The following is a 25,222-nucleotide window of genomic DNA, read 5'->3' on the forward strand; positions in this document are numbered from 1 at the left end:
TTCGATCAATTGACGTAGATAAATTCTTTGACGTTGACGAGGACGTGGCAGAAATCCGCCCAGACCCGAGGGTCGTCGCCCTTGCCGTAGGATTGCCCCTGGGCGTCGAGGAATTCCAGGCTCTCCGCGACTTCCAGCTCCGAAGGCGACCGACCGAAGGCCGTGAGATAGAGGGACTCGACGACCTCGCGCCGGGGTCGGCCCTTCGCGGCTCCGAGAGCGTGCTCGGACCAGAGCGTCACCTGCTCGACGACGAACGGGTCGTTGAGGAGCGTGAGGGCCTGGGCGGGGACGTTCGAGACGTTCCGCCGGCCCATCGTCGAGAACGGCGAGGGGAAGTCGAACGCGAGGAACATCGGGTTCAGGAAGTTCCGCCGGACGTTGAGGTACAGGCTGCGCCTGCCGTTGCCGTCGAGCGGCCCCGAGGTTTTCGGGCGGCCCCTCCCGTCCATGAACGGAGAGAGATAGGCCGGGATGCTCGGCCCGAACAACGTCGGTTCGAGGCGTCCGGAGGCCGCGAGCAGCGAGTCGCGGATCGCCTCGGCCTCGAGCCGCTTGACGTTCATCCGATGCAGCAGGTGATTGGCCGGGTCGATCGCTTCGGCCTGCGGGACGGGCCGACTGCTCATCCGATACGCGCTCGAGAGGACGAGCAGGCGATGCAAGGCCTTGATCGACCAGCCGTCGGCCACGAACCGAGTTGCGAGGTAGTCGAGCAATCCGGGGGATGTCGGCGCCTCGCCCATCAGGCCGAAGTCGTCGACGGTGGGCACGATCCCCCGGCCGAAGTGGTGTTTCCAGACTCGGTTGACGATCACCCGGGTGAGGAGCGGGTTCGACGGGTCGACCATCCGCTCGGCCAGCTCGAGGCGGCCGCTCCCCTGCGCCGGGGCCGGTTGGGTCGAACCGGCCAGGGCTTCGAGCAGTCGGCGAGGGACGACGTCGCCCAGATTCTTCGAGCTCCCCCGGATGTGGACGCGTTCGTCCTCGCCGGTCCCGTCGATGATCGCCAGGGCCAGGTTCGGCGGCGGGATCTTCGCATCGACCTCGCGATAGCGTTCGAGAGTCGCGGCGAGGGCGGGGTTGTTACCCGTCGCGAGCTCGATCGGGAGGGGGACCATGACGGGCTGGCTCGCCGCGGGCTGGTCGGAGAATCGGATCTCGTCGACCGCAAACGACCTCGAACCGTCGATGTACTGGGCCTTGGCCCCGGCATAGAGGGCAACCGCCCCGTCGGCGATCTCGATGTAGGCATTATGCCCGATCCACATGCTCACGTCCTGGGTATACCAGCGCGGACGTTCGTCGTTGACCTCGGTGGTCAGGCCGCCGTAGATCGGGTAGCAGATCTTCTCGAAGCCGTCGATGATCAGGTTCAGGCGGCCGCCGCGGCCCGCCGCGAGGTAGTGGACGAGCTTCTTTTCGATCGGGAACGTCCGCGAGCGGAGCACGCCCTGGAGCCGGTCGGAGACGAGCCCGCTGTGGACCTGGCCGGGCGGGACGGGGGTCGCGAGCCAATTCGCCCCGTCCGCCTTCAAGACGAAGTCGCCCTGCCGGCTCGGCCCTTCGCCGAAGGCATCCCCCGCGACGGACCAGTCGCGATACGTCGGAGATTCGAAGTCCTCGAAGAGGACGGACGAGGAGTCGGACCCCGAAGGTGTATGGGAGGCGGAGGCGACCGGGACGTCGGTCAAGGCCCGGACGGCCTCCTTGAGCGCCCGGATCTCGGCAACCTTGCCGCCGATCCGCCCGGGGTCGTCGATGAACGCATGCTGATGGCGTGAGCTCTGAAAATAGCCGTAGAGGGCGTAGTAATCCTTGGTGGAGATGGCGTCGAACTTGTGGTCGTGGCAACGGGCACAGGCGACGGTCAGGCCGAGGAACGCCTTGGAGAAGACGTCGATCTGGTTATCGACCCGAGTCGCCTCGTCCTCGCGGAGGTCGACCGGCGAGTGCGTCCCTTCGCCGAGGAAGAAGAAACCCGTGCCCAGGATCGACTCGTTGAACCCTTCGGCGAGGTTCCTCCGCGGGTGTTCGAGGAGGTCGCCCGCGACCTGTTCGGTGACGAACTGGTCGTAGGGGAGGTCGGCGTTGAAGGCGCGCACGACGTAGTCGCGATAGCGGAAGGCGTCGAGGGCGTCGTAGTCGAACTCGTGCCCGGCGGTCTCCGCGAAGCGGGCCAGGTCGAGCCAGTGCCTCGCCCAGCGCTCGCCATATCGGGGCGAGGCGAGGAGGCGGTCGACGAGCAACTCGTACGCATTCGGCGACGCGTCGGCCAGGAACGCGTCGATCTCGGCGGGCGTCGGCGGGAGTCCCGTGAGGTCGAAGGTGACTCGTCGGATGAGCGTCCGCTTGTCGGTCTCGGCGGCCGGGGTCAGCCCTCGGGACTCGAGGGTCGCGAGGAGGAAGTTGTCGACCGGCGTCCTCGGCCAGCTCGACGCCTTGACGGCCGGGGGCGTGGCCGGCTTGATCGGCTGGAAGCTCCAGTGCTTGGCGCGTTCCTTGAGGTCGAACCCATTGCCCGAGGACGACGACTTGGCCGTCGTCTGCGCGGGCCAGGGGGCCCCCATCTCGACCCAACGGGTGAGGGTGGCGATCTCGGGCGCGGGGAGCTTCGACTTGGGGGGCATCTGGTAGACGTCCCCGTAGTTGATGGCGTCGACCAGGAGGCTTTCCGCGGGCTTGCCGGGGACGACGGCGGGGCCGGTCGTGCCGCCGGAGAGCATCGCCTCGCGGGAGTCGAGGCGAAGGTCACCCTTTTGTTTCGAGTCGCCGTGGCACTGCTGGCAGCGGTTGGCGAGGAGCGGGCGGACCTCCTTCTCGAAGAACTCGAGGGCCGCCGGGTCCAGGCCCGGCGAGGCCTTGGGAGGGTCCTCCGCGCGGGCGCCGACGCTCGGCAAGACGCCGAGGGTGGCCACGAAAGCGAGCCTGAGCACACCCCAGGGATGGACTCGACATCGAGTCCGAGGGCGTCCGATCACGCGCGGCATGAGGGGCCTCCGGCGTTTCGAGAGATCGAGGCTCCCGGATGCGGATCCCGGGAGCCTGGCCGAACCCCCGGGGCAGGGCCCGGGGGATGGTAGGGGCAGGCGAAAGACTCGTCGGCGAGCGGGCGGATCGTCGGCCTTACTTGACGTCGATCAACTCGATGTCGAAAATCAGCGGATCGTTCGGGCGGATGATGCTCCCCGGCGGCGGGCTGGCGCCGTAGGCCAGGTCGCTCGGGACGTAGATCTGCATCTTGCCCCCCTTCTTCATCAATTGCAAGGCCTCCGTCCAGCCCTTGATGACCCGGTTCACCGGGAAGTCGGCCGGCTCGCCGCGCTTGATCGAGCTGTCGAACACGCTCCCGTCGATCAGCCGGCCTTCATAGTGGGCCGTCACCGTGTCGGTCACCTTGGGGGACTTGCCGTTCCCCTCCTTGACGACCTTGTACTGGAGCCCGCTCGGGAGGGTCTTCACCCCTTCTTTCTTCTTGTTCGCCGCGAGGAACGCCTCGCCTTCCTTCTTCTGCTTGTCGGCCACCTGCGTCTGCTTCTCGGCCATCAGCTTCTGGAACTCGAGCTGGACCGCTTGCATCTCCTCGTCGGTCATCAGCGCCTTGCCGGCCTCAGCATCCTTGATCCCCTTGGCAAGCATGTCGGCGTCGATCTCGACCGACTGGCTCTTCATCGACTTCCCGATGCGGAGGCCGATGCTGTAGCTCACCTTCTGCTTCAAATCCTTGAACTGGCTTGCACCCGCCTTGGGAGCGGCCGGTTCGTCGGCGAACACCGAGGCGACGAGAACGCCAAAGCCCGCCAGGGCGACCATGAAAACCTTCATCCGAGATCCTTGTCCGTTGGAGTTTCGACGCCAGTTCATCGCGAGTCACGGCTCGCGGCAAAACATTCATTTTACAATCGATGAGACCTCAGGGCCAGACCACGTCCTCGACCGGAGACGTGTCTTGACGCCGTCTTCACAAAGAGCCCCGCGACTTCAGAAGTCGCGGGGCTCGGGAATCCCCGATCTCTGGGGCTCGTACCACGGGCTGACACCCTCTCGCCCTTCCGGGGCTGGAATGAAGGCGAGTTGAGGGTGTTCACGCTCCCGGAGCTCTCGCAGGCGAGACGACCCAGCGCCTCCGGCCCGTCTCGGTCAAGGATTCAGGCCTTCAGGGTCTTGAGATACGCGACGCTCTCCTGGGTGAGTTCCCAGGTCTGCTCGACGTAATAGCTTGTCACGCCCCCCACCTTGGCGGCCTCGAAGGTCTTCGCCCAGTCGATGGTTCCTTTCCCCATGGCGACCTGGGGACGTCGGCCGCCGCCCCGGCGCCCCGACTTGGTCGTCTTCGGGGGCGGGACGGGAGCATTCATATCGATGTCTTGCAAGTGCATCGAGCGGAAGCGCCCGGGGTACTTCACGAAGTAGTCGGCCGCGACGAGGCCGGCCGTGATCGTCGACATCTGGAACTGGAAGGTCACGAGCTTCGGGTCGAGCCGCTCGAGCAGGATGTCGTAGGTCCGCTTGCCGTCGACCATCGAGACCTCGAAGCCCTCGTTGTGGAGGCCCTGCTGCATGCCGGCCTTGGCCGCAACCTCGGCGATCTTGTTGTATTCGTCGGCGGCCTTCTTCACCTGGTCGAGGGTCGGTCCGTCGCCGCTATTCCCCTCGCCCAACGACGCGGTCATCATCTGGGTGATGCCGACCTCCTTCGCCCAGGCGATGCTCTTCTCCTGGCTCCCGCGCAGCTCTCGCATGCTGAAGTGGGAGCTCTCGGACTTCATGCCGTGGTCGTCGAGGATCTTCTTCACCTCCTTGCCGTCCGCGAGCGAGGCGAAGTCCTTGCCGTAACCGATCGGCGAGCAGAGCTCGAGCCTCGTCACGCCGATCCCCGATAATGTCTTGGCGAACGCCGGCAGGTCCGCGAGCATCGTGCGAATGGGATAGACCTGGCAACCGATCGGCAGGCCCAGGGGATTCGCCCGGAGCCTCGACTCGCCGAGCAGGACCCCGGCCGCACCGAAGGCCGCGGCGCCCTTGAGGAAACCTCTTCGCGAAATCATACCCATACCCCTTTGTTTTGATCCTGTCAGCGTCAGGCCATTTCCCAACCCGGGCGATACTCGCGGGTCAGGAGTCGGTTCGCTTCGGAGATATTCGTGATCTTCGCGGCGGCGGAATCCCAGTGGAGCCTCCGACCGCCGAGCCGCAACGAGATGGCGGCCAGGTTCACCGCGTCGCTGATCGGGCCGGCCAACTGGAAGTCTCCGTAGCTCGCCGGCCCCCCCTTGAAGGCGTTGATCCACGCCGCATTCCGCGCGACGGGGTCGCCCCCCAGTCGCCCGCCCCCTCGACGAGGCCCCGGATCGGGCAGGTTGTGCTCCGTCCGGTAGGCTCGCATCTTCGCGTCGGGGATCAAGCGCGGGTCTTCGCTCCGGAATCCGCCCAGGAGCTTCCCCTTCTCCCCGACGAACAGCATCCCCTCCGCCGCGAATTCCTGATCCGCGGCCATGAGTTCCTCGGGCACGGGAGGCTTGATCCCGCCGTCGTACCAGAAGAGGTCCAGCCCCGCCCTGTCCCCCTTGGGAGCGAACCGCATCCGGACCGTGCAGGCCACGGGGAACGAGTAGTCGTTGCGGATCCGCCGGCAGATGTCATCAGCAACCATACTGATGTGGGTGGGCGTGGACTCGACGCTGGTCGGAGCGTCCAGGTCGAGGAGTTGGAAGATCGGCCAGAGGCTGTAGTGGCCCATGTCGGCGATGGAGCCGCCGCCGAAGTCGAACCACCCTCGGAAATTGGTGTGCGTGTAGTCCGGGTGGTACGGGCGATCGGGCGTGGGGCCGAGCCAGAGGGTCCAGTCGAACCCAGAGGGGATCGGGGGGGTGCCGGTGGGGACCGTCGGGAACTGGGGCCACATCGGCCGCATCGACCAGTTGTGGATCTCCCGAAGCGTCCCGATCGCCCCGTTCTTGATCATCTCGATGGCTTGCTTCTGCGCGGCTCCTTCGCTCGCGGGCATGAAGTGCGTCGCGATCTTCCGGGAGCGCGCGGCGTCGATGACGGCCCTGGCCTCGAGGACCCGGTTGGCCAGGGGCTTGTGGACGATGACGTTCATCCCCTTCTTCAACGCCGCGATCGAGATCGGCGCGTGGGTATGATCCGGCGTCATGACCTTGACGGCGGTCACATCTTTTTCCTTATCGAGCAGCTCGCGGAAGTCCGCATACGTGGCGCAGCCCTTGTACTGGTCCTTGCCGCGCTGCTTGGCGTAGTATGTCTCGACGACCTCCTTGCCGACGTCGCGCCCGCCGGGGACGTGATCAATCCCCTCTCGCCAGGTCGGGTTGCCGATCAGTTTGCGAATCTCGTCGCGGATTTGATTCTTGCCCCACTCGAGGTAGTGGGCGCCGTCCTTCTCGACGTCGCAGACGGCGACGACCTGGACGTCGGGGCTGGCGAGGATCCCGCCGATCTCTCGGATCGCCTGGGTCCCGAAGCCGACGCAGGCCAGGGTGATTTTCTCGCTGGGGGCGACGAATCCCGCCCCTCCCAGGACGTGCCTTGGCACGATCGTGAACGCGGTCGCCGCCATTCCACCCGCCACCATCAACCGGCGTCTGGAAAGGCCATTGGGATCGGGATGGGGAGAGTGGCTCGTTGCTTCGACGTGATTCTCGGAATCTTTGGTTTTCATAAAAACCTCAGAACTTCCATGGCACTCGATATACGGAAACCGCAGATCCACCCGCGAGCGGCATTCTCGACCCCCGGCGCAGGCCGGTCAAGTGAGGGCCACTCCCTGGCCGTTCCGAATTCTCTCAAAGCCCAGGTGGCCTCCTTTAAGGATCGAGTACGCAACGCCCAAAGCCTCTCACCTCGCTTCTTCAACGGGGGGAGGAAACCGTTGGGATCGCGAAGGGGGAGCTGATACCCTTGATCGCCCCGAACGGCCGGAGGATCCGGGTCTTCCCGGCGATCGGGCGGGGCCGCGAAGTTCGCATCACGAGGAGTCGATCGGAATGAGCGCGTCGATTGGCCGAAGGCGATCCTTTCGCAACGGATGGTGTCGCGTCTTGCTGGCCGCCCTGGTCACGTCCGGGGCCGGAATTTACGGCGAACACACCGCGAAAGGGGTCGAGCCGGGTGCGTCCACCTTCCGCGCCGGGGCGTTTGCCGCGGATATCACGCCGAGGTTCCCGATCTCGATGAACGGCCAGATGGGCGATCAGATCGCCCGATCGGCGGAGGCCCCGCTCCACGCCCGTTGCCTCGTACTCGACGACGGCCGGGCCAAGCTCGCGATCGTGGTCGTCGATAGTTGCATGGTGACTCGGGCCCTCTTCGACGAGGCGAAGGCGCGGGCGAGCCGGGCGACGGGGATCCCGGCCAACCGGATGCTCATGTCGGCGACCCACACCCACACCGCCCCGGCGGTCACGGGGGTCTTCCAGACCGAGCCCGACGCGGCCTATTCCCGGTTCCTCGTCGAGACGATCGTCGCGGGGGTCGAGCGGGCCGCCGCGAACCTCGAGCCGGCCCAGGTCGGCTGGGTCGTCGCGCAGGACCCGACGCAGGTCTATTGCCGGGACTGGATCATGAAGCCCGGGACCGCCCCCACCAACCCGTTCGGCGGGACCACCGACGACCGCGTCCAGATGCATCCCGGCTATCAGAACCCGAACGCGCTCGAGCCGACCTCGCCGGTCGACCCCGAGGTCTCCATCCTCGCCGTCCGGTCGACGGGGGGGAGGCCGATCGCACTCCTCGCCAACTACTCGATGCACTACGCCGGCTACGGCATCCCCGCCAACACGGCCTCCGCCGACTACTTCGGCCGGTTCGCCGACAAGATCAAGGCACTCGTCACGGCAGGCGCCCAGGCCTCCGACCGGCCGTTCGTCGGGATCCTGTCGAACGGGACGGCCGCCAACATGCACTGCTATGATTACAGCAAGCCTCGACAACCCGTGACGATCGACACGGTCTCCGAGAGCGTGGCGAACGCCGCCTTCGCGGCCTACAAGACGATCCGATTCCGCGACCAGGCCCCGATCGTGGTACGAGAATCGTTGCTCCCCTTGAAGCTCCGGATGCCGGACGCCGGCGAGGTCGCCCGCGCGAAGGACGTCCTGGCCAAGGCCTCGGGGCGAGCCCTCCAAGGTCTCGGCGAAATCTACGCGAGGGAGACGGTCCTCCTCAGCCAGGGGGCTCCTGAGGCCGAGCTCAAACTCCAGGCGGTCCGGATCGGCGACCTCGGGATCGCGGCGATCCCCTGCGAGGTCTTCTCCGAGACCGGCCTCGCCATCAAGAAATTCAGCCCCTTGAAGCCGACTTTCACCATCGAGCTCGCCAACGGCTACAACGGCTATCTCCCGCCCCCCGAACGCCACAAGCTCGGCGGCTACGAGACCTGGCGCGCCCGCTCGAGCTGCCTCGAAGTCGATGCCGAGCCGAAAGTCCGCGCCGAAATCCTCCGCCTGCTCGAAGCCGCTGCCGTCGCCAAGGAGTAGTCAAGCAAGGGCTTGTCCCGAAACTTGATCTTCTAATATTGATCACCCCTCTACGCCTTTGCGTGAGACCGGGAATCTCACGCAAAGGCGCAGAGGCGCAGAGGCGCAAAGACAGCAAGAGACAAATCGGAAACTTACGAACACCAACAATTCGATAATTTATTTTTAATTTCATAATTATCCGTGTTTCATCCGTGTTCAATCCGTGGCCAAATCGTTCCCGTCTTCAATCCCTCGTCGGCTAGCACCACACCAATCCCCCCTAGGATCCGCCTGATGAGACACGGCCCCTCCAGCCCCTTCCAGCGCAAGCCGATCGAGACACTCCTCCGCGAGCTGTCGGGGGGCGAGCGGCTGCACCGGGTCCTCGGCCCCCTGGCCCTGACCTCGCTCGGCGTAGGGGCGACCATCGGCACGGGGATCTACGTCCTGACCGGCGAGGTCGCGCACAACTACACGGGCCCCTCGCTGATCCTCTCGTTCCTCCTCGCCGGGATCGGCTGCGGGTTCGCGGCGTTGTGCTACTCCGAGCTCGCGAGCATGGTCCCCGTCGCCGGGAGTGCTTATACGTATGCGTACGCGACCCTCGGCGAGCTCCTCGCGTGGATCATCGGCTGGGACCTCGTCCTCGAATACGCGATCGGCTCGGCGGCCGTCGCCAACGGCTGGTCGAACTACTTCGTCGACCTTATGCGACACCTCTTCCACATCAATCTCGACCCGCGATTATTGGCCTCTCCCTGGGACTTCAAGATCGGGGAGGGGTTCTCGTGGAGGACGGTCGAGCTCGCGTCGGGAGTTACCGCCAACGCCTGGTTCAACCTGCCGGCAATCGGGATCACGGCGATCATCACCGTCATCCTCGTGATCGGGATCCGGGAAAGCGCGGGGTTCAACGCGGCGATGGTGCTGTTGAACGTCGGGATCATCCTCACGATCATCGGGGTCGGTGCGGCCTACGTCGACCCGAAGAACTGGCACCCGTTCCTGCATGAGGAGAAAGGCTGGACGGGGGTCGCCGAGGGGGCGTCCCGTGTCTTCTTCGCCTACATCGGGTTCGACTCGATCTCGACGCACGCCGAGGAGGCCCGTAACCCCCAGCGCGACCTGGCCATCGGCATCATCAGTGCGCTCTTGATCTGCACCGTGCTCTATATCGCGGTCGCGGCGGTGCTGACGGGGATGGTCCCCTACCAGCAGATCGACGTCGCCGCCCCGCTCGCCGCCGCCTTCCGACACAAGGGACTGACGTTTGCCACCGGCCTGATCACCGCGGGCATCCTCGCGGGCGTGACCAGCTCGCTGCTGGTCGGGAACCTGAGCCAGCCCCGGATCTTGATGGCGATGGCCCGAGACGGGATGCTCCCCGAGTCGTTCTTCGCCGCCGTCCACCCGCGATTCAAGACCCCCTGGAAGTCGACGATCCTCGTGGGTGTGGTCGTCGCACTGGGAGCGGCCCTCGCGCCGCTCAACTTCCTCGCCGAGCTCGTGAGCGTCGGCACCCTCTTCGCGTTCGTGATCGTCTGCGCCGCCGTCGGCGTGCTCCGATACAAGAGCCCCGAGATCGAGCGTCCCTTCCGGGCCCCGTTCCTACCCGTCGTCGCGACCCTCGGCGTGCTGGTCAACGGAGGACTCATGTTCTCCCTCGGCCCCGACAACTGGATCCGCCTCATCGCCTGGCTCGCCCTCGGCCTCCTCATCTACTTCGGCTACAGCCGATACCACACCAAGCTCGGCCAAGACGCAGACAACTCCACCCCTTCGAAATAACCCACCCGGGCCAGGCAACCAACGAGGCCCGCGACCCGTTGTCCACCACGGGTCGCGGGCCTCTCGTTTGATCACTGGTATCCGAAGTGATCGAGCCCGTCCTGCTCGGCTCAGCTCACCACGATCGACATCGTCCTGGCGATCGGGTCAGTGTCGATCCCGCCGTTCGCCGTTCCGCCGTTATCCACGACCTGGAACTTGAAACTCGCATACGGAGCACCCGTACCACCGGCCGCGGGGATGAACCGGAGCTTTCCCGACGCAATGTCCGACGCCAGCACCAGATCGCCCACCGACACCGACACTCCGTCATCCGAGAGGATCCCAACCCCCGGCAGGCTGGCGATCCGCACCGCAAGGAGTCCATCGGCAGGGGTATCGCCGGGGTCGATGAAGCCGAAGTCGGCGACCGTGAAGACGTACGCCACGTTCCGGGAAGTCGTCACCGTCTTCGCGATCCCCACCGGGGCGTTGTTACGGAGGCTCCCCACCATGCTCGTGATGTTCGCGATTTGGCTCACACCGGTCACATTCCCGCCCGCCACGTCGAGCACGACCCCGACGCTGCTCGCGGACTCGTCCAGGATCCCGCCGTCAGCCCCGCCGTCGATGCGCCGCACGCTCGCACCGTCGGCGGGCTTGAACGTGTCGAGCCCCGCCCCTCCCAGGAGTTGCAGGCCCGCGTTGTCTCCGCTGTAGTTGAACGTGTCGTCACCGCCGGAGCCATCCACGATCAGATTGGGGACCTTCGCCAAGGCGACCGCGACGCCCCCCAGCGAGACCCGGGTCGGGGTGACAGTGAACGTATCCGAGGCGCTCGTCCCGATGATCGTCACCGTGTCATTTCCCCCTCGGCCGTCGATGGTGAGCGGGGCCGTCCCGGTCAGCGTCCCCTGGAGGTCGCCGTTAAGATACACGTCCCGGGTCGTGGCGTCGAGGTATCGCACCGTGATCGCGTCGTCGCCGGTGGTCCCCCAGAGCTGGGTGAGGTTGTCGACGACCGGGATGAGGTTGAAGGTGTAGCTCTCGGTACCGGCCGCCTTACTATCCGCAAGGAGGACGAGGGTATAGGTCCCCGACGCGTCCAAGGTAATCCGCCCCGGGTCGTCGCTGAGGGTGTCGTTAGACAGTTGGTTGCCGAACGGGTCGATGAGGGTCCAGACACTGCTACCGATCCCGCCGGGATCGGTCGTGGAGAGGGCGGTGTTCTGCAGGAAGATCGTGGACCCGGCGGTCCCCGTGAACTGGTACAACATCGTCGGGCTCGCGGGGCTCAGCGACCCGGAGGTCGTCGTCCCCGGCGTGATGGTCGTCGCGTCCTCGAAGTTGAGCAGGTTGAAGAGGTAACTGCCCGTGTAGTCCCCGTCTGCGGAAACGGTGAGCGTGTAGGTATCGGGAGGCAGCAACCCGAGGCTAAAGACATAGCCCCAGAAGTAGCCGTTGTTGACCATTCCTCCCGCCGCCCCAGTCAAATCCCAGGTCAGGTTGCTGCCGGAGTCGATCCGAGTATCGAACAAGAGAGGCGCGGGGGCGGCGAGCGTAAACGTGAAGTGGTTGTCCTGGCCGGGGTTGGCGACGCTGCCGGTGACGGGCGTCCCGAGTGTCAACGCGGTCGTCGTATCATCGGCGGGTCGGATGTTGAAGTCGAAGCTCGCCGTGCCTGGGCCATAACTTTCCCCCTGGACGACGAGGGTAAAGGTCCCCGACGAAGTGAGGGTGATTCGCCCAGGATCTTGATACAAGTCTTCGTCGAAGTACTGGTTGCCGAATGGGTCGAGTAGACTCCACTGACCATAGGGACTGTCATAAACGTCGGTTGATATGTTATCAAAGTAGAAGGTCGCTCCGACGGAACCCGAAAATCGGTAGAGCTCGGTGGAATCGCCGAGGTTGAGCGAAACCGCGACCGCAGTCCCAGGAGTAACCGGGGTCGCGGCGGCGAAGTCGAGCAGGTTGAACGAATAAGCCGCCCCGGCCGACCCGCTCGCCTGAAGCAAGTACGTCCCTGCCGGCATCAATCCGAGGTTCTGGTCGTTGTTCTCGAAGTGAGTATCGCTACTAATGAGGGCGATCCCTTTCGGCCCCACCAGCGTCAGCGATACAGATTCATTTGTCTGGGCGTCGAACCACAACCGGCTCGGCGACGCCAGCGTAAACGTGTACGAGTCGACTCCACCCGCCGCCACCGTGCCCGTCACCGGTGAACCGAGCGTCAGAGCCGTGCCCGTGACGGGCGTCGGGTCGGCGTGCGACTGCAAGTTCACCTGGAAACCGTAGCTTGGGCCCACCGCATCACCAAGTTTCGCGAAGAGCACCAGCGTATACATCTCCGTCGAACCGATCGCCACGTCGCCGACATCGCTACCCATGCCAGCCTGGAAGAGCACCTCGTTGCTCGGGTTGATTAGCTGCCAGGTCGCGGCATCCCCCTCATCACTGATCGAGTGGAACGCCAGCGTGTCGCCCGCCGACGCCGTGAACTTGTACAGCTTCGTCGGGCTCGACGCGCCCAGCGTTCCCGAGACCGTCGCCCCGGTCGGCACCGCGGCCGTCCCTGCCGTGATGGTCGTCGCGCCCGCCAGGTCGAGGATGTTGAATGAGAAGCCGCCGATATGGTCACCGACGCCATGGATGGTGAACGTGTAGTCGCCGGCCGGGAGAAGGCCGAGGTCCTGGTCGTCCTTTGAAAGCGGCGTCGAGTAGGCGAGGAACCCCTCGGGACCCTTCAAATCCCAGGCCATGCGACCGTCGTTCGTCCGGCTGTCGAGCCAGAGCCGGGTCGGAGTCTCGAGGGTGAATGTGTAGTCGTTGCCCTGACCGGGGCTGCCGATATTACCGTTGACGGCCGTGCCGAGGGTCAACGCGGTCGTCGTGTCGGTGACCGGCCGGACGTTGAACGTATAGCTCGCGGTGCCGCTCTCTTGGAGATCTCCCTCAACGGCAAGTGTATAAGTGCCGGTCGCGGGGAGGGTCAGCGGCGCTGCGTCTTCCGTGAAGCCGTATTCGTTGACCCAGTTGCCAGTCGGGCCGAAGAGCTCCCAGACCCCATGATACCGGCTCGGGTCGGTCGCGGAGAAATTGGTGAAATTCACGAAGACCTTGGACCCTGCGGTCTCCGAGAACTGATACAGATTTGTCGAGTTCGCGGGGCCCAGCGTCCCCGAGGCCGACATCCCCGGAGTGATGGGCGTCGAGGCTGCCATGTCGAGCAATCTGAAAGCATAACCGTTCGTGTGATCGCCCACGCCTAGGACCGTGAGCGTATAGATTCCGGCCGACAGAAACGCGGTCTTCGAGTCGCCCGAGGAGAATGCCTGGGAAGAGACGGCCGTCCCCTGTGGACCCTTCAGGGTCCAGACGAGATTGCTGTCGTCCGTCCGGCTGTCGAACCAGAGCCACGTCGGCGCCGCGAGGGTGAAGGTGTCGTTGTTGGCCTGTCCGGGGCTGGCGATGTTGCCGTCGACGGCCGTGCCGAGGGTCAATTCCGTCGTTGTATCCTCGACCGGCCGGACGTTGAACGCATAGCGAGAGGTCCCCGTCGAGTCGTCATTCCCCTGGACGACGAGGGTATACGTGCCCGACACGCCAAGGATGATCCGACTCGAATCGGAAATCACGCTGTCGTTGAAGACCACCTTGCCAACCGGGTCGATCAGCGTCCAGGTCCCCGCAAGACCCGAAGGATCGGTCGTCGAGAAGTCGATGCTGTCGAGATAGATCGTCGATCCGGCCGTCTCCGGGAATTGAGAGAGATTGGCAGAATTACCGGGATCCGATGTTCCCGAAACGTTGATCCCGGTGGTAATGGCCGTCGCCTTGGCAAAGTCGATCAGGTTGAAGTTGTAGCTGCCGGTAGAGTCGCCCAACCCGATGACGGTGAGCGTGTAATTGCCGGCCGGGAGCAGCCCCACATTCACGTCACCGGATGGCAGCGAGGTCCCGTTGACGACCGTCCCCTGCGACCCCTTCAACGTCCAAAGGAGCTCGCCGTCCGTCGTCCGGCTGTCGAACCAGAGGTGGGTCGGGGTGTCGAGAGTGAAGGTGTAGTTGTTGACCTGCCCCGGATTCGCGAGGTCGCCGATGACCGGCGTGCCGACGGTCAGCTCGGCCGTCGTATCGGAGAAGAGTCGGACGTTGAAGGTATAGCTCGACTCGTCGAGGATGTCGACATGGCCTTGGACGACGAGCGTATAGGTGCCCGTCGTGCCGAGGGTCAGACGACCCGAATCCGTGGACAAATCGCCGACAAAGACCGTCGCGCCGAACGGATCCATGAGCGTCCAGTCGGCGGCGTTGGGGGAGGAGAATGTGTTGTCGAGGAAGAGCTTGGAGCCCGTGGTCCCCGAGAACGAATAGAGCTGCGTGAGGCCGACGAGGTTGATCGTGCCCGAGACGTCGGCATTCGGTGTGACGGCGGTCGCCGCCGCGAAGTCGAGCACGTTGAATGCATACTCCGTCCCGCTCGCTCCGCTCACCCGGAGCGAGTACGCCCCGGCCGGCAGCAGGCCGAGATTCAGGTCGTCGGAAGCGAACGGATGGTCCTCGACGAGGGTCCCCTGCGACCCCACCAACGTCAGAGACACATCCGTGCTCGCCTGGCTGTCGAACCAGAGCCGGCTCGGTGACGACAACGTGAACTGATAATTATCCCGGCCGCTCGCTCCCAACGTAGTCGCCACCCGGTTGCCGAGCGTCAGCGCCGTCCCCGTCACCGTAGCTGGGCCTGAATCCGATTGAAAGTTCACCTGGAAGCTGTAGCTCGGCGCGACCACAAGACTCGGCGCGGAGACGAGCACCAGCGTATAGGTCCCCGTCGCCCCGATCGCCACGCCGCCGAAGTCGCTCCCCATCCTCGATTTGAACAGCACCTTGCCGAACGGGTCGAGCAGCTGCCAGGTCGCGGCATCCCCCGCATCGCTGATGTTGTGGAACGACAGCGTATCCCCCGCCGATGCGTCGAATTTGTAGAGCTTCGTCGGGACCGACGCGGACAGGATCCCCGTGACCACGGCACCCGTCGGGGCCGAGGCCGTCCCGGCCGTGATAGACGTCGCTCCCGCCACATCGAGGAGGTTGAACGAGTATCCGCCGGTATAGTCACCGGCGCCGACGACGCTGATCGTGTACGTCGCCGCGGGAAGCAGCCCGGGGTTCTGGTCCCCCGAGGAGAACGGGATCGAATTGTCGTACGTCCCGTGCGGCCCCCTCAAAGTCCAGGAGAGTTGGTCGTCGTTCGTCTGGCTGTCGAACCAGACCCGAGTCGGCGTCGCGAGCGTGAACGTGACATTGTCGACCTGCCCGGGCACGGCGACATTGCCCGTTACGGTCGTCCCGAGGCTCAACTCGGCCGTCGTGTCCGTCACGGGACGGACGTTGAAGGTATCGCTGGCAGTGCCGGTGGCGGCGACGTCGCCCGCGACGACGAGCGTGTAAGTACCCGTCGCGCCGAGGGTCAGGCGTCCCGAATCGGTCTTCATCTCGTTGCTGAAGATCACCGCGCCGAACGGATCGACGAGGGTCCAGGTCCCCGAGGCCCCGTTGGGATCGGTCGTGGTGAACGCCGTATTGTCGAGGAAGATCGTGGACCCCGCCGTCCCCGTGAACTGATACAGGTTCGTCGAGTTCGCGGGGCTCAGCGAGGCCGAGGTGGCGGTCCCCGGCGTGAGCGGCGTCGCGGTCGACATGTCGACCACGCGGAACGCGAAAGATCCCGTCGCGTCGCCTAGGCCGGAGACCGTGACGGTATACGTGCCCGCCGGCTCCAACCCCGGGAACGTGTCCCCCTCGTCGAACGTCTTCGTAGCCGACGTCCCCTGCGGACCGGACAGGTTCCAGGTCAGCCGGTTCGACGCGGTCAGGCTGTCGAACCAGAGCTGAGTGGGGGCGGCAAGCGTGAAATGAAAGGTGTCGACCTGACCGGGCGTCGCGACGGCGCCGAAAAAGCGGTTGTCTCCCGGTGTGGCGCTCATCACGAGACGTCGCTCCAGGGCCTCGATCGTCGCCAATCGCCGCGCCGACCGTCGCAGGCCGCGGGGCCGCCCGCCGGGCCTCACGCGTGAGGACGCGCGATCACCCGCAAAGACGTGTTTCAGACCCTCGAGCCAGCCAAGTCGGCACATCAAGGAAGATCCTTCAGCTTCAAGTCTTTATGAAAAACGGCAATTCTACCGAAGCTAGGCTACTGATGGCAAGCAACCCCACCTGTTCGCATTAATTCAGGAATATGTTAATTTATGAATCGTGAAAGGGGCGTGACAACCGACGAATGCAATGCGGAACCACGTCCGGTCCGGGGAAGGGAGGCATGAAGTACTCGCTCAGCCACAACGGAGGATCCCGCCTCCTCGCCCTCGGCCTCCCCAATCGGCTTCGGCGACAGCCGGTACGACTCCAGGCTCCGACGCGTTGCTGACGATCCCACCCCCTTGGCCTTGTCGACGCGGCCGATGGCAACGAAGAGGCCCGCGGGCCGTCATGGTAGACGGGCCGCGGGCCTTTGGTACTGCCTCGGGCTGTCCGAGGGGGACGAGACCGTTCTGCTTAGCTCACCGTAATCGTGAGCGTCCTGGCGGTCGGGTCAGTGTCGATCCCGCCGTTGGCGGTCCCACCGTTGTCCCGAACCTGGAACGTGAAGCTCGCGTACGGGGCGCCCGTCGCGTTCGACGCAGGGATGAACTTCAGTTTGCCCCCGGCGATGTCGCTCGCCAGCACCGTCGACCCGGCAGCGACGGCGACTCCGTTGTTCGTCAAGCTCCCCGCTCCGGGCAAGCTCACAACCTTCACCGACAGCAACGCATTCGCAGGCGTGTCGCCGGGATCGATGAAACCGAAGTCCGCGACCGTGAACACGTATGTCACGTTCTTGGGCGTCGCCACCGTCTTAGGGATCCCCAATGGGGCGTCGTTGCGGGGACTTCCCACCACGCTCGTGATGTTCGCGACCTGACTCACGCCGGTCACCTTACCGCCCGCAACGTCCAGCACAACCCCCACGCTGCTCGACGACTCGTCCAGGATCCCACCATTCGCACCTCCATCGATCCGTAGGACGCTTGCTCCGTCGGCGGCCTTGAACGTGTCCAGACCAGCACCCCCCAGGAGTTGGAGCTTGGAGTTGACGCCGCTGTAGTTGAAGACGTCATCACCCCCGGAGCCGTCCACGATCCGATTCGGGTTGTTCGCGAACACGATCGCGGCACCGCCGAGGGACACCGAATTGGGCGTCACGGTGAACGTATCCGCGGCGCTCGTGCCGATGATCGTCACCGTGTCGTTGCCCGATCGGCTGTTGATGGTGAGCGGGGCCGTCCCAGTGAGAGTCCCCTGGAGATACCCATTCAGGTACACATCCCGGGTCGTGGCGTCGAGGTATTGCACCGTGATGTTGTCGTCGCCGGTGGTCCCCCAGAGTTGGAGGAGGTCGTCGGTGACCGGGATCACGTTGAAGGTGTAGCTCTCGGTCCCGGTCGCCTTCACCGCCCCTTGGAGAACGAGGGTATAGGTCCCCGTGGCGCCGAGGGTGATCCGACCCGAGTCGTTACCGATCGAGCTATTAAACACCTGATAGCCGAACGGGTCGAGGAGGCTCCAGACACCCCCGAAACCGCTGGGGTCGGTCGTGGAGAAGGCCGTGTTCTGCAGGAAGATCGTGGACCCGGCGGTCCCCGAGAACTGGTACAGGTTCGTCGAGTTTGCCGGGTTCAATGTCCCAGAGACCGAGGTGCCCGGGGTAATTGCCGTCGCGGTCGCGAGGTTGAGCAGGTTGAAGGTGTAACCGCCCGTGTAGTCGCCCCCGCCCGGGACGGTGAGCGTATAGCTACCGGCCGGCAGCAAGCCGAGGCTCTGGTCATCGTACGAGAAGGCGCCCCCGCCGAGCACCGTCCCCTGCGGTCCTGACAGATACCAGCTCAGGCTGCCGTCGTTCGTCCGGCTGTCGAACCAGAGCCGGGTCGGGGCGGCGAGCGTGAACGTGTAGTTGTTGTTCTGCGCGGGGCTGGCGACGTTGCCGGTGACGGGCGTCCCGATCGTCAACGTGGACGTCGTATCGTTGACGGGTCGGACGTTGAAGCCATAGTTCACCGAACCCGAGGCGTTGAGATACCCTCGGACGACGAGGGTATAAGTGCCCGTCGCACCGAGCGTGATCCGACCCGAATCGACATTCAAGGCGTTGTCGAAGACCTGGGCGCCGAACGGGTCGAAGAGACTCCAACTACCAACGGGGTTGTTGGGATCGCTGGAGGAAAGGGAGGTGTTGTCGATGAAGACCGTAGATCCGACGGTCCCCGAGAATCGGTAGATCTTGGCTGAATTCGCGGGGTTGAGCGAGTCCGAGACGGCAGTCCCCTGCGTGACCGCGGTGGCGGCGGCGAAGTCGAGCACATTGAAGGCATAAGCCACCCCGGCCGACCCGCTCACCTTAAGCGAATAGGTCCCGGCCGGCAGCATCCCGAGGTCCTGGTCGTCGTAATAGAAGTAACGATTCGTGACGACCGCCCCTTGTGGCCCGACCAACGTCAGCGTCACGCTCGCGCCCAACTGGCTGTCGAACCAGAGCCGGGTCGGCGACGCCAGCGTGAACTTGTACGAGTCGACGCCACTCGCCCCCACCGTCGTCGCCACGCGGTTGCCGAGCGTCAGCGCCGTACCCGTGATCGGGGCCGGGTCCGTGTGGGATTGCAAGTTCACCTGGAAGCTGTAGCTCGGGGCCACCGTATCACTGAGCTTCGCGAAGAGCACCAGCGTGTACGTCCCCGAGGAAGCGAACTGCCCCACGCCGATGTCGTTACCCATGCCGTACTGGAACAGCAGCTTGTTGTACGGGTCGAGCAGTAGCCAGGTCGCGGCGTCCCCCGTGTAGCTGAGCGAGTGGAACGCCATCGTGTCGCCCGCCGACGCCGTGAACTTGTACAGCTTCGTCGGGCTCGACGCGCCCAGCGTTCCCGAGACCGTCGCCCCGGTCGGCACCGAGGCCGTCCCGGCCGTGATGGACGTCGCACTCGCCAGGTCGAGGATATTGAATGAGTAGTTGCCGAGATGTTCGCCGATGCCGCGGATGCTGAACGTGTACGAGCCGGCCGGGAGCAGCCCGAGGTTCTGGTCGTCCTGAGCAAGCGACGTCGCGTAGACGAGGATCCCCTGCGGCCCCTTCAAGGCCCAGGTCATGCTACCGTCGTTCGTCCGGCTGTCGAGCCAGAGCCGGGTCGGGGTCGCGAGCGTGAACGTGTAGTCGTTGCCCTGACCGGGGCTGCCGATGTTACCGTTGACGGCCGTGCCGAGGGTCAACGCGTTCGTCGTGTCGGTGACCGGCCGGACGTTGAACGTATAGCTCGCGTTGCCACTCGAGTAGATTTCTCCCTGAACCGCAAGTGTATAAGTGCCCGTCCTGGGGACGGTCCATCGCCCCGAGTCGTCAGTCAAGACGTTCTCGACAACCAAGTTGTCGAACGAGTCGTAGAGGGCCCAGCGCCCGGAATATCCGATCGGGTCGGTCGTGGAGAAGGCGGTGAAGTCGACGAGGATCGTGGACCCGGCGGTCGCCGAGAACTGGTACAGCCTGGTCGAGGTCCCGGGATTCAGCGTCCCCGAGTTCGACGTCCCCGGGGTGATGGGCGTCGCGGCCGCGATGTCGAGCAGATTGAAAGCATAACTCTTCGTGTAGTCGCCCACGCCGTAGACCGAGAGCGTATAGCTGCCGGCCGGCAGCAACCCGACGACCGAGTCGTTCCAGGAGAAGGCCCTGTAAAAGACGACCGTCCCCTGCGGCCCCTTCAAGGTCCAGATCAGGTTGCTGTCGTACGTCTGGCTGTCGAACCAGAGCCGCGTCGGCGTGGCGAGGGTGAAGGTGAAGTTGTTGCTCTGACCGGGGCTGGTGATGCTCCCAGTCGCGGCCGTGCCGATGGTCAATGCGGTCGACGTCTCCGTGACGGGCCGGACGTTGAACGCAAAGCCCCCGGTCCCCGTCGAGTCGTCATGCCCTTGGACGATGAGAGTGTACGTGCCCGACGTCTCGAAGGTGATCCGGCTCGAGTCGGTCTTGAAGCTGTTGTTGAAGACCACGTTTCCGAACGGGTCGATCAGCGTCCAGGTCCCCGCGAACCCCGAGGGATCGCTCGTGGAGAAGTCGAAGCTGTCGAGATAGATCGTCGATCCGGCCGCCCCCGAGAACCGGTACAGGTTCGCGGAATTGGCAGGGTCCAACGTCCCTGAAACGTCGGTACCGATGGTCGTCGCCGTCGCGGTCGCGAAGTCGATCAGGTTGAAGTCGTAATTGCCCGTGTAGTCGCCCGAGCCGAGGACGGTGAGCGTGTAGCTGCCGGCCGGGAGAAGTCCCACATCCAGGTCACCGGAAGGGAGTGAGGTCCCTTTGACGATCGTCCCCTGCGCCCCCTTCAACGTCCAGAGGAGTTTGCCGCCCGACGTCCGGCTGTCGAACCAGAGGTGGGTCGGGGTGGCGAGCGTGAAGGTGTAGTTGTTGACCTGCCCTGGATTCGCGAGGGTGCCGGTGACCGGCGTGCCGACGGTCAAGCCGGCCGTCGTGTCGGAGACGGGGCGGACGTTGAAGGTATAGCTCGTCGCGCCGGGGTCCGTGAGACGGCCCTGGACGACGAGCGTGTACGTGCCCGTCGTGCCGAGGGTCAGTCGACCCGAATCCTTGGCCAGGCCGTTGGAGTAGGCCGTCGCGCCGAATGGGTCGATGAGCGTCCAGGATGCCGCGTCGGGGAAGAACTGGGTATTGTGGTAGAACGTATTGTCGAGGAAGATCTTCGACCCTGCCGTCCCCGAGAACGAGTAGAGCTTCGTGAGGCCGACGAGATTGAGCGTGTCCGAGACGTCGGCCCCCGTCGTGACGGGGGTCGCGGCCGCGAAGTCGAGCAGGTTGAACGAATAATCCGTCCCGCTACCGCCGCTCACTTTGAGCGAGTACGTCCCCGCCGGCAGCAGGCCGAGATTCAGGTCGTCGGAAGCGAACGGCCGGATATTGACAACAGTCCCCTGCGGGCCGACCAGCGTCCAGGACACGCTCTGATTCGTCTGGCTGTCGAACCAGAGCCGGCTCGGCGACCCCAACGTGAACTTGTACGAGTCGACGCCACTCACCCCAACGGTCGTCGCCACACGGTTGCCGAGCGTCAGCGCCGTACCCGTGATCGGGGCCGGGGCCGTGTTGGATTGCCAGTTCACCTGGAAGCTGTAGGTCGGCGTGACCGAGGTACCGAGCGGGGCGTACAAGACGAGCGTGTAGGCCCCTGACGCGCCGATCGCCAAGTTGGCGACGTCGCTCCCCATCCCCGACTTGAACAGGACCTTGTTGAACGGGTCGAGCAGTTGCCAGGTCGCAGGGTCTCCCGCGTAGCCGACGTTGTGGAACGACAGCTTATCGCCCGCCGACGCATTGAACTTGTACAGCTTCGTCGGGACCGACGCGGGCAGCGTCCCCGCGACCGTGGCGCCAGTCGGGACTGACGACGTGCCCGCGGTGATCGACGTCGCGCTCGCGAGGTCGAGCAGGTTGAACGAGAAGCCCCCCGTGTAGTCGCCGGTGCCGGCGACGCTGAGCGTGTACGTGGCCGCCGGCAGCAGGCCCGGGTTCTGATCACCCGAGGAGAAGGGGATCGACTTGGCGAGCGTCCCTTGCGGCCCCTTCAATGTCCAGGAGAGCCGGCTGTCGCTCGTCTGACTGTCGAACCACACCCGCGTCGGCGCCGCGAGCGTGAACGTGTAGTTCTTGACCTGCCCCACCGCAGCGACGTTGCCCGAGACGGTCGTGCCCAGGCTCAGCGCGGCCGTCGTGTCGGCGACGGGGCGGACGTTAAAGCTATCGCTCGCCGTCCCGGTGGCGGCGATGTCACCCGCCACGACGAGCGTATAGTTGCCCGTCGAGGCGAGGGTTAACCGCCCCGAATCGGTCTTCATGGTGTCGCTGAAGACCACGGCGCCGAACGGGTCGACGAGCGTCCAATTCCCCGAGACTCCGCCGGGATCGGTCGTCGTGAACGCCGTATTGTCGAGGAAGATCGTCGACCCGGCGGTCCCCGAGAACTTGTAGAGATTCGCCGAGTTGGAGGGGCTCAAAGCGGATGTGGTGGCCGTCCCCGGCGTTAGCGACGTCGCGGTCGCGGACATGTCCAGCACGCGGAAGGCAAAGGACCCCGTCGAATCACCCTTACCGGCGACGGTGACCGTATAGGTCCCCGCGGGTTCCAACCCCAAATACGCGTCGCCCGAATCGAACGTCCGGGTGTCGGACGACCCCAGCGGCCCGGAAACGCTCCAGGTCAACCGGTTCGACGACGTGAGGCTGTCGAACCAGACCGGCGTCGGTGCCGCGAGGGTGAAGGTATAGGTATTGATCTGGCCGGACGTCGCGATGGCACCGAAGTATCGGTTGTCTCCCGCGGAGGCGCTCATCACGAGGCGCTGTTCGAGGGACTCCAGCGTCGCCAATCGTCGAGCGGTCCGTTGCGAGCCGCGCAACCGACCCGGCGTCCTCCCGAGAGAGGACACGCGACCTGCGGCCAAGACGGATCTCAGGCTCTTGAGCCAGCCAAACTGGTGCATCGGGTAGGTCCTTGTTCTTCGGATGCTCGTCACCGATATACGCAAGTCCATCGCCGCATGGATTCTTCATGCGTCACGAGGACTGACCAAATCGCATCCGGGGGGGTGAAGAACGCCTGTCGGTTACGAGGCTCCTCGGCAAAACTGCCCGCTGCCCGGAAGGGCCGGCATGCGTTCCTTCCGAGAGGTGGAGTCCCGACCGACCTTCGCTTGCCGAGGACGCTAGGCGTCCTGCACGACTCCATCCCCACCGCGGTCGAAGGGATGTGGCAAGGCGATGAAGTACGGTTGGCGAGACGATTCGTGACGCGTCGGGGATTCGGTCCCGAACCTCGCTACGGGTGAATCGACGAGGACGGGGGGGGATGGTCGACGGCGACCTCCGGAAGTCCCAAGTCCTGCGGGGCTACGATGACCACGCCGATATTCCTCATTGTTGTAAGTCCGTGCTTCAAAGGAGCTTGCCATGCCCGCCAAGGTGGTCGGAGGAGTTGACCAGACACCTCCCTTTGGCTTCCGTAGACTCCTCGAGCAAGGGGCTTGCCCGGGAAATATGACGTTTATGGCAAATCCAGATGTCTGATGCGGCTTAATCCCGCGAATTCGATAGGTTATCGTGGAAAGCGGGGTAACGCAAGCGTCGAAAGCGTTACTTTTCGATTTTTTCAAAGAACCGACGATCCGGGAGATATACGGATACCAAAATGGTCTAAATTTTCACAATATCTTCACCATAAAGGCCGCAAGCGGATCGACCAATAATCTAGGATTTGACAACAGTCTCGGCGATAGCGCCGCCCTTTGGTCCTTGCCATTCCCTCGGCTGACGGGACCGGCAGTGGCACCCGGAGTGCCCAGAAGTATTGCTATGCGTGGCTCACCCCGGCGTGAAGAATCCGGTCAACCAAGCACGATTCCCTGCGAAAACCAAGGATTTCGGACCCACCACTCGATCCAGGACCGTCCTGATCCCGATCCCCGAGGGCGGGTGCACACCTCGAGAGTTGGACCGAATTCGACTCAAGGACGTGGTACGACGACGCCCCCCTTCATCACGAATGTCACACGCTCGATCGCGGTCACATCCTCGAGGGGATTGCCGGGGACGGCAATCAGGTCGGCGAGCTTCCCGGGCTCGATCGAGCCGATCCGGTCGGCCAGGCCGAGTAACTCGGCGGCGTCGGCGGTGGCCGCTCGGAGGACCTGGGCGGCGGTCATGCCGGCCGCGTGATGGGAACGGAGCATCGCGAGGCTCGCCTGACCGCGCGTCTTCCCAGGCGTTTGGAAGTAGGTGTCGGACCCGGTGGCGATCGGGACGCCCAGCTTGATCGCCCGCCTGAGTCGGTCGTGGTTGCCGTCGATGAAGTGCTGAATGCCTTGGGCCACCTCAGCTGGGACGGGGGGAGTCGTATAGCTTTCGACGGTCGGGAAATCGGTGGGGACGAGGAAGATGTGCTTCTCCGCCATGATCTTCAAAACGTCGTCGGGCACGCCGTAGGCGTGCTCGAGCGAGTCGACGCCCGCCTCGGCAGCGATTTTCGCGGCCTGCTCGCTGGCGACGTGTGCGGCAACCTTCTTCTTGACGCGGTGGGCCTCCTCGACGATCACCACCAGTTCCGGCAGCGAAAGCATCCGAGGGCCTGTGTCGACGATGACCTTGATACAATCCGCACCGTCGTAGATGGCCTGCCGCACGGCGCGTCGGGCTTCCTCGACGCCGCTGATCGCCACGTATTCCTGCTCGATGAGCTTCTGGGCCTCGGTCGTGAGGTCGCCGAACTGCCCCCCGGGGGGCGACAGGGCCCGAGTCGACGCGACAATCCTCGGTCCGACGACCCAACCGGCCTGGATCGCTTCGCGAAGGGCAATGTCGCCGTTGATGCCCGAATTGCCGAGGTCGCGCACCGTCGTGAAGCCCGCCTCCAGATCCTCGCGTGCCATCGCCACGCCGAGCAGGACGCGACGAGTCGTCCCGAGTTGGGCGACCGTCACCAGCATGCTGACGTCGTCCCCCATCTGCTTCGAGTAATTCATGAGCAGGTGGGTATGACAATCGATCAGGCCGGGCAGGATCGTTGCATCACCCAGATCGACGTCTTTCACGTCTTTCGGCGCATGCCGGCGTAATTCCTCGATCGGACCGACCTCTTTGATGCGATCTCCCTCGATCCAGACTCCGCGATCCGTGACGACCTTGCCCGCTTTCACGTCCAACAGGCGCGCGGCCCGAAGGAGCGTCCCCTTCGGAGTCGACTTCGCTTCCTGAGCATCGGCACCGGCAGGTATTGCCGACGAACCTGCCGAAACCAGGCAAAAGAGAATGACTCGAGCCGCTCTGCGGCCGGACCGGTGCAACGCTTGCATGAGATTGCCTCCTGTGATGGTGCCGGAAG

The 25,222-nt window shown here is 64.7% G+C and carries 9 protein-coding genes; 2 read left to right on the plus strand and 7 right to left on the minus strand.

What is annotated here, in order from left to right; translation table 11 throughout:
* Positions 1–5 precede the first annotated feature (5 nt).
* The 4 genes from ACYOEI_RS39020 to ACYOEI_RS39035 all read right to left on the minus strand — a co-directional run bounded on the left by ACYOEI_RS39020 (position 6) and on the right by ACYOEI_RS39035 (position 6,580).
* Complete coding sequence (locus ACYOEI_RS39020; protein WP_462855948.1) at positions 6–2,990, minus strand: PSD1 and planctomycete cytochrome C domain-containing protein; 2,985 nt, start codon at positions 2,988–2,990, stop codon at positions 6–8.
* A gap of 136 nt (positions 2,991–3,126) precedes the next feature.
* Positions 3,127–3,825: a BamJ family beta-barrel-assembly machinery protein gene (gene bamJ / locus ACYOEI_RS39025; protein WP_462855949.1), complete on the minus strand. Its 699-nt coding sequence runs from the start codon at positions 3,823–3,825 to the stop codon at positions 3,127–3,129.
* 323 nt (positions 3,826–4,148) lie between these two features.
* Positions 4,149–5,048, minus strand: coding sequence for a sugar phosphate isomerase/epimerase family protein (locus ACYOEI_RS39030; RefSeq protein WP_462855950.1), 900 nt, complete (start codon positions 5,046–5,048; stop codon positions 4,149–4,151).
* Between the two features lie 32 nt (positions 5,049–5,080).
* The gene (locus ACYOEI_RS39035) at positions 5,081–6,580 is read right to left on the minus strand and encodes a Gfo/Idh/MocA family protein (protein WP_462855951.1); all 1,500 of its coding nucleotides are present in this window, start codon (positions 6,578–6,580) and stop codon (positions 5,081–5,083) included.
* Positions 6,581–7,007: 427 nt separating this feature from the next.
* Between ACYOEI_RS39035 and ACYOEI_RS39040 the strand changes: the two genes are divergently transcribed.
* Both ACYOEI_RS39040 and ACYOEI_RS39045 read left to right on the plus strand, forming a co-directional pair.
* Positions 7,008–8,498 carry a hypothetical protein gene (locus ACYOEI_RS39040; protein WP_462855952.1) on the plus strand — a complete coding sequence of 497 codons (1,491 nt, stop codon included), beginning with the start codon at positions 7,008–7,010 and terminating at the stop codon, positions 8,496–8,498.
* 276 nt (positions 8,499–8,774) lie between these two features.
* Positions 8,775–10,268: an amino acid permease gene (locus tag ACYOEI_RS39045; RefSeq protein ID WP_462855953.1), complete on the plus strand. Its 1,494-nt coding sequence runs from the start codon at positions 8,775–8,777 to the stop codon at positions 10,266–10,268.
* A gap of 110 nt (positions 10,269–10,378) precedes the next feature.
* Here the strand turns inward: ACYOEI_RS39045 and ACYOEI_RS39050 are convergent, their stop codons facing one another.
* The 3 genes from ACYOEI_RS39050 to ACYOEI_RS39060 form a co-directional block, all read right to left on the minus strand.
* Positions 10,379–16,387 (minus strand): beta strand repeat-containing protein, encoded by a 6,009-nt coding sequence (locus tag ACYOEI_RS39050; RefSeq protein WP_462855955.1) that lies wholly within the window; start codon positions 16,385–16,387, stop codon positions 10,379–10,381.
* A 421-nt stretch (positions 16,388–16,808) separates the two neighbouring features.
* Positions 16,809–22,829: a beta strand repeat-containing protein gene (locus tag ACYOEI_RS39055; protein WP_462855956.1), complete on the minus strand. Its 6,021-nt coding sequence runs from the start codon at positions 22,827–22,829 to the stop codon at positions 16,809–16,811.
* A gap of 1,020 nt (positions 22,830–23,849) precedes the next feature.
* Positions 23,850–25,193, minus strand: coding sequence for an amidohydrolase family protein (locus tag ACYOEI_RS39060; protein ID WP_462855957.1), 1,344 nt, complete (start codon positions 25,191–25,193; stop codon positions 23,850–23,852).
* Between the last annotated feature and the right edge of the window lie 29 nt (positions 25,194–25,222).

The sequence above is a fragment of the Singulisphaera rosea genome (genome assembly GCF_054877945.1).

What these genes read in the sequence shown, in the direction of transcription:
- ACYOEI_RS39020 (WP_462855948.1), bottom strand. Translation starts at nt 2,990, where the DNA reads ATGCCGCGCGTGATCGGACGCCCTCGGACTCGATGTCGAGTCCATCCC.
- bamJ (WP_462855949.1), bottom strand. Translation starts at nt 3,825, where the DNA reads ATGAAGGTTTTCATGGTCGCCCTGGCGGGCTTTGGCGTTCTCGTCGCC.
- ACYOEI_RS39030 (WP_462855950.1), bottom strand. Translation starts at nt 5,048, where the DNA reads ATGATTTCGCGAAGAGGTTTCCTCAAGGGCGCCGCGGCCTTCGGTGCG.
- ACYOEI_RS39035 (WP_462855951.1), bottom strand. Translation starts at nt 6,580, where the DNA reads ATGGCGGCGACCGCGTTCACGATCGTGCCAAGGCACGTCCTGGGAGGG.
- ACYOEI_RS39040 (WP_462855952.1), top strand. Translation starts at nt 7,008, where the DNA reads ATGAGCGCGTCGATTGGCCGAAGGCGATCCTTTCGCAACGGATGGTGT.
- ACYOEI_RS39045 (WP_462855953.1), top strand. Translation starts at nt 8,775, where the DNA reads ATGAGACACGGCCCCTCCAGCCCCTTCCAGCGCAAGCCGATCGAGACA.
- ACYOEI_RS39050 (WP_462855955.1), bottom strand. Translation starts at nt 16,387, where the DNA reads ATGTGCCGACTTGGCTGGCTCGAGGGTCTGAAACACGTCTTTGCGGGT.
- ACYOEI_RS39055 (WP_462855956.1), bottom strand. Translation starts at nt 22,829, where the DNA reads ATGCACCAGTTTGGCTGGCTCAAGAGCCTGAGATCCGTCTTGGCCGCA.
- ACYOEI_RS39060 (WP_462855957.1), bottom strand. Translation starts at nt 25,193, where the DNA reads ATGCAAGCGTTGCACCGGTCCGGCCGCAGAGCGGCTCGAGTCATTCTC.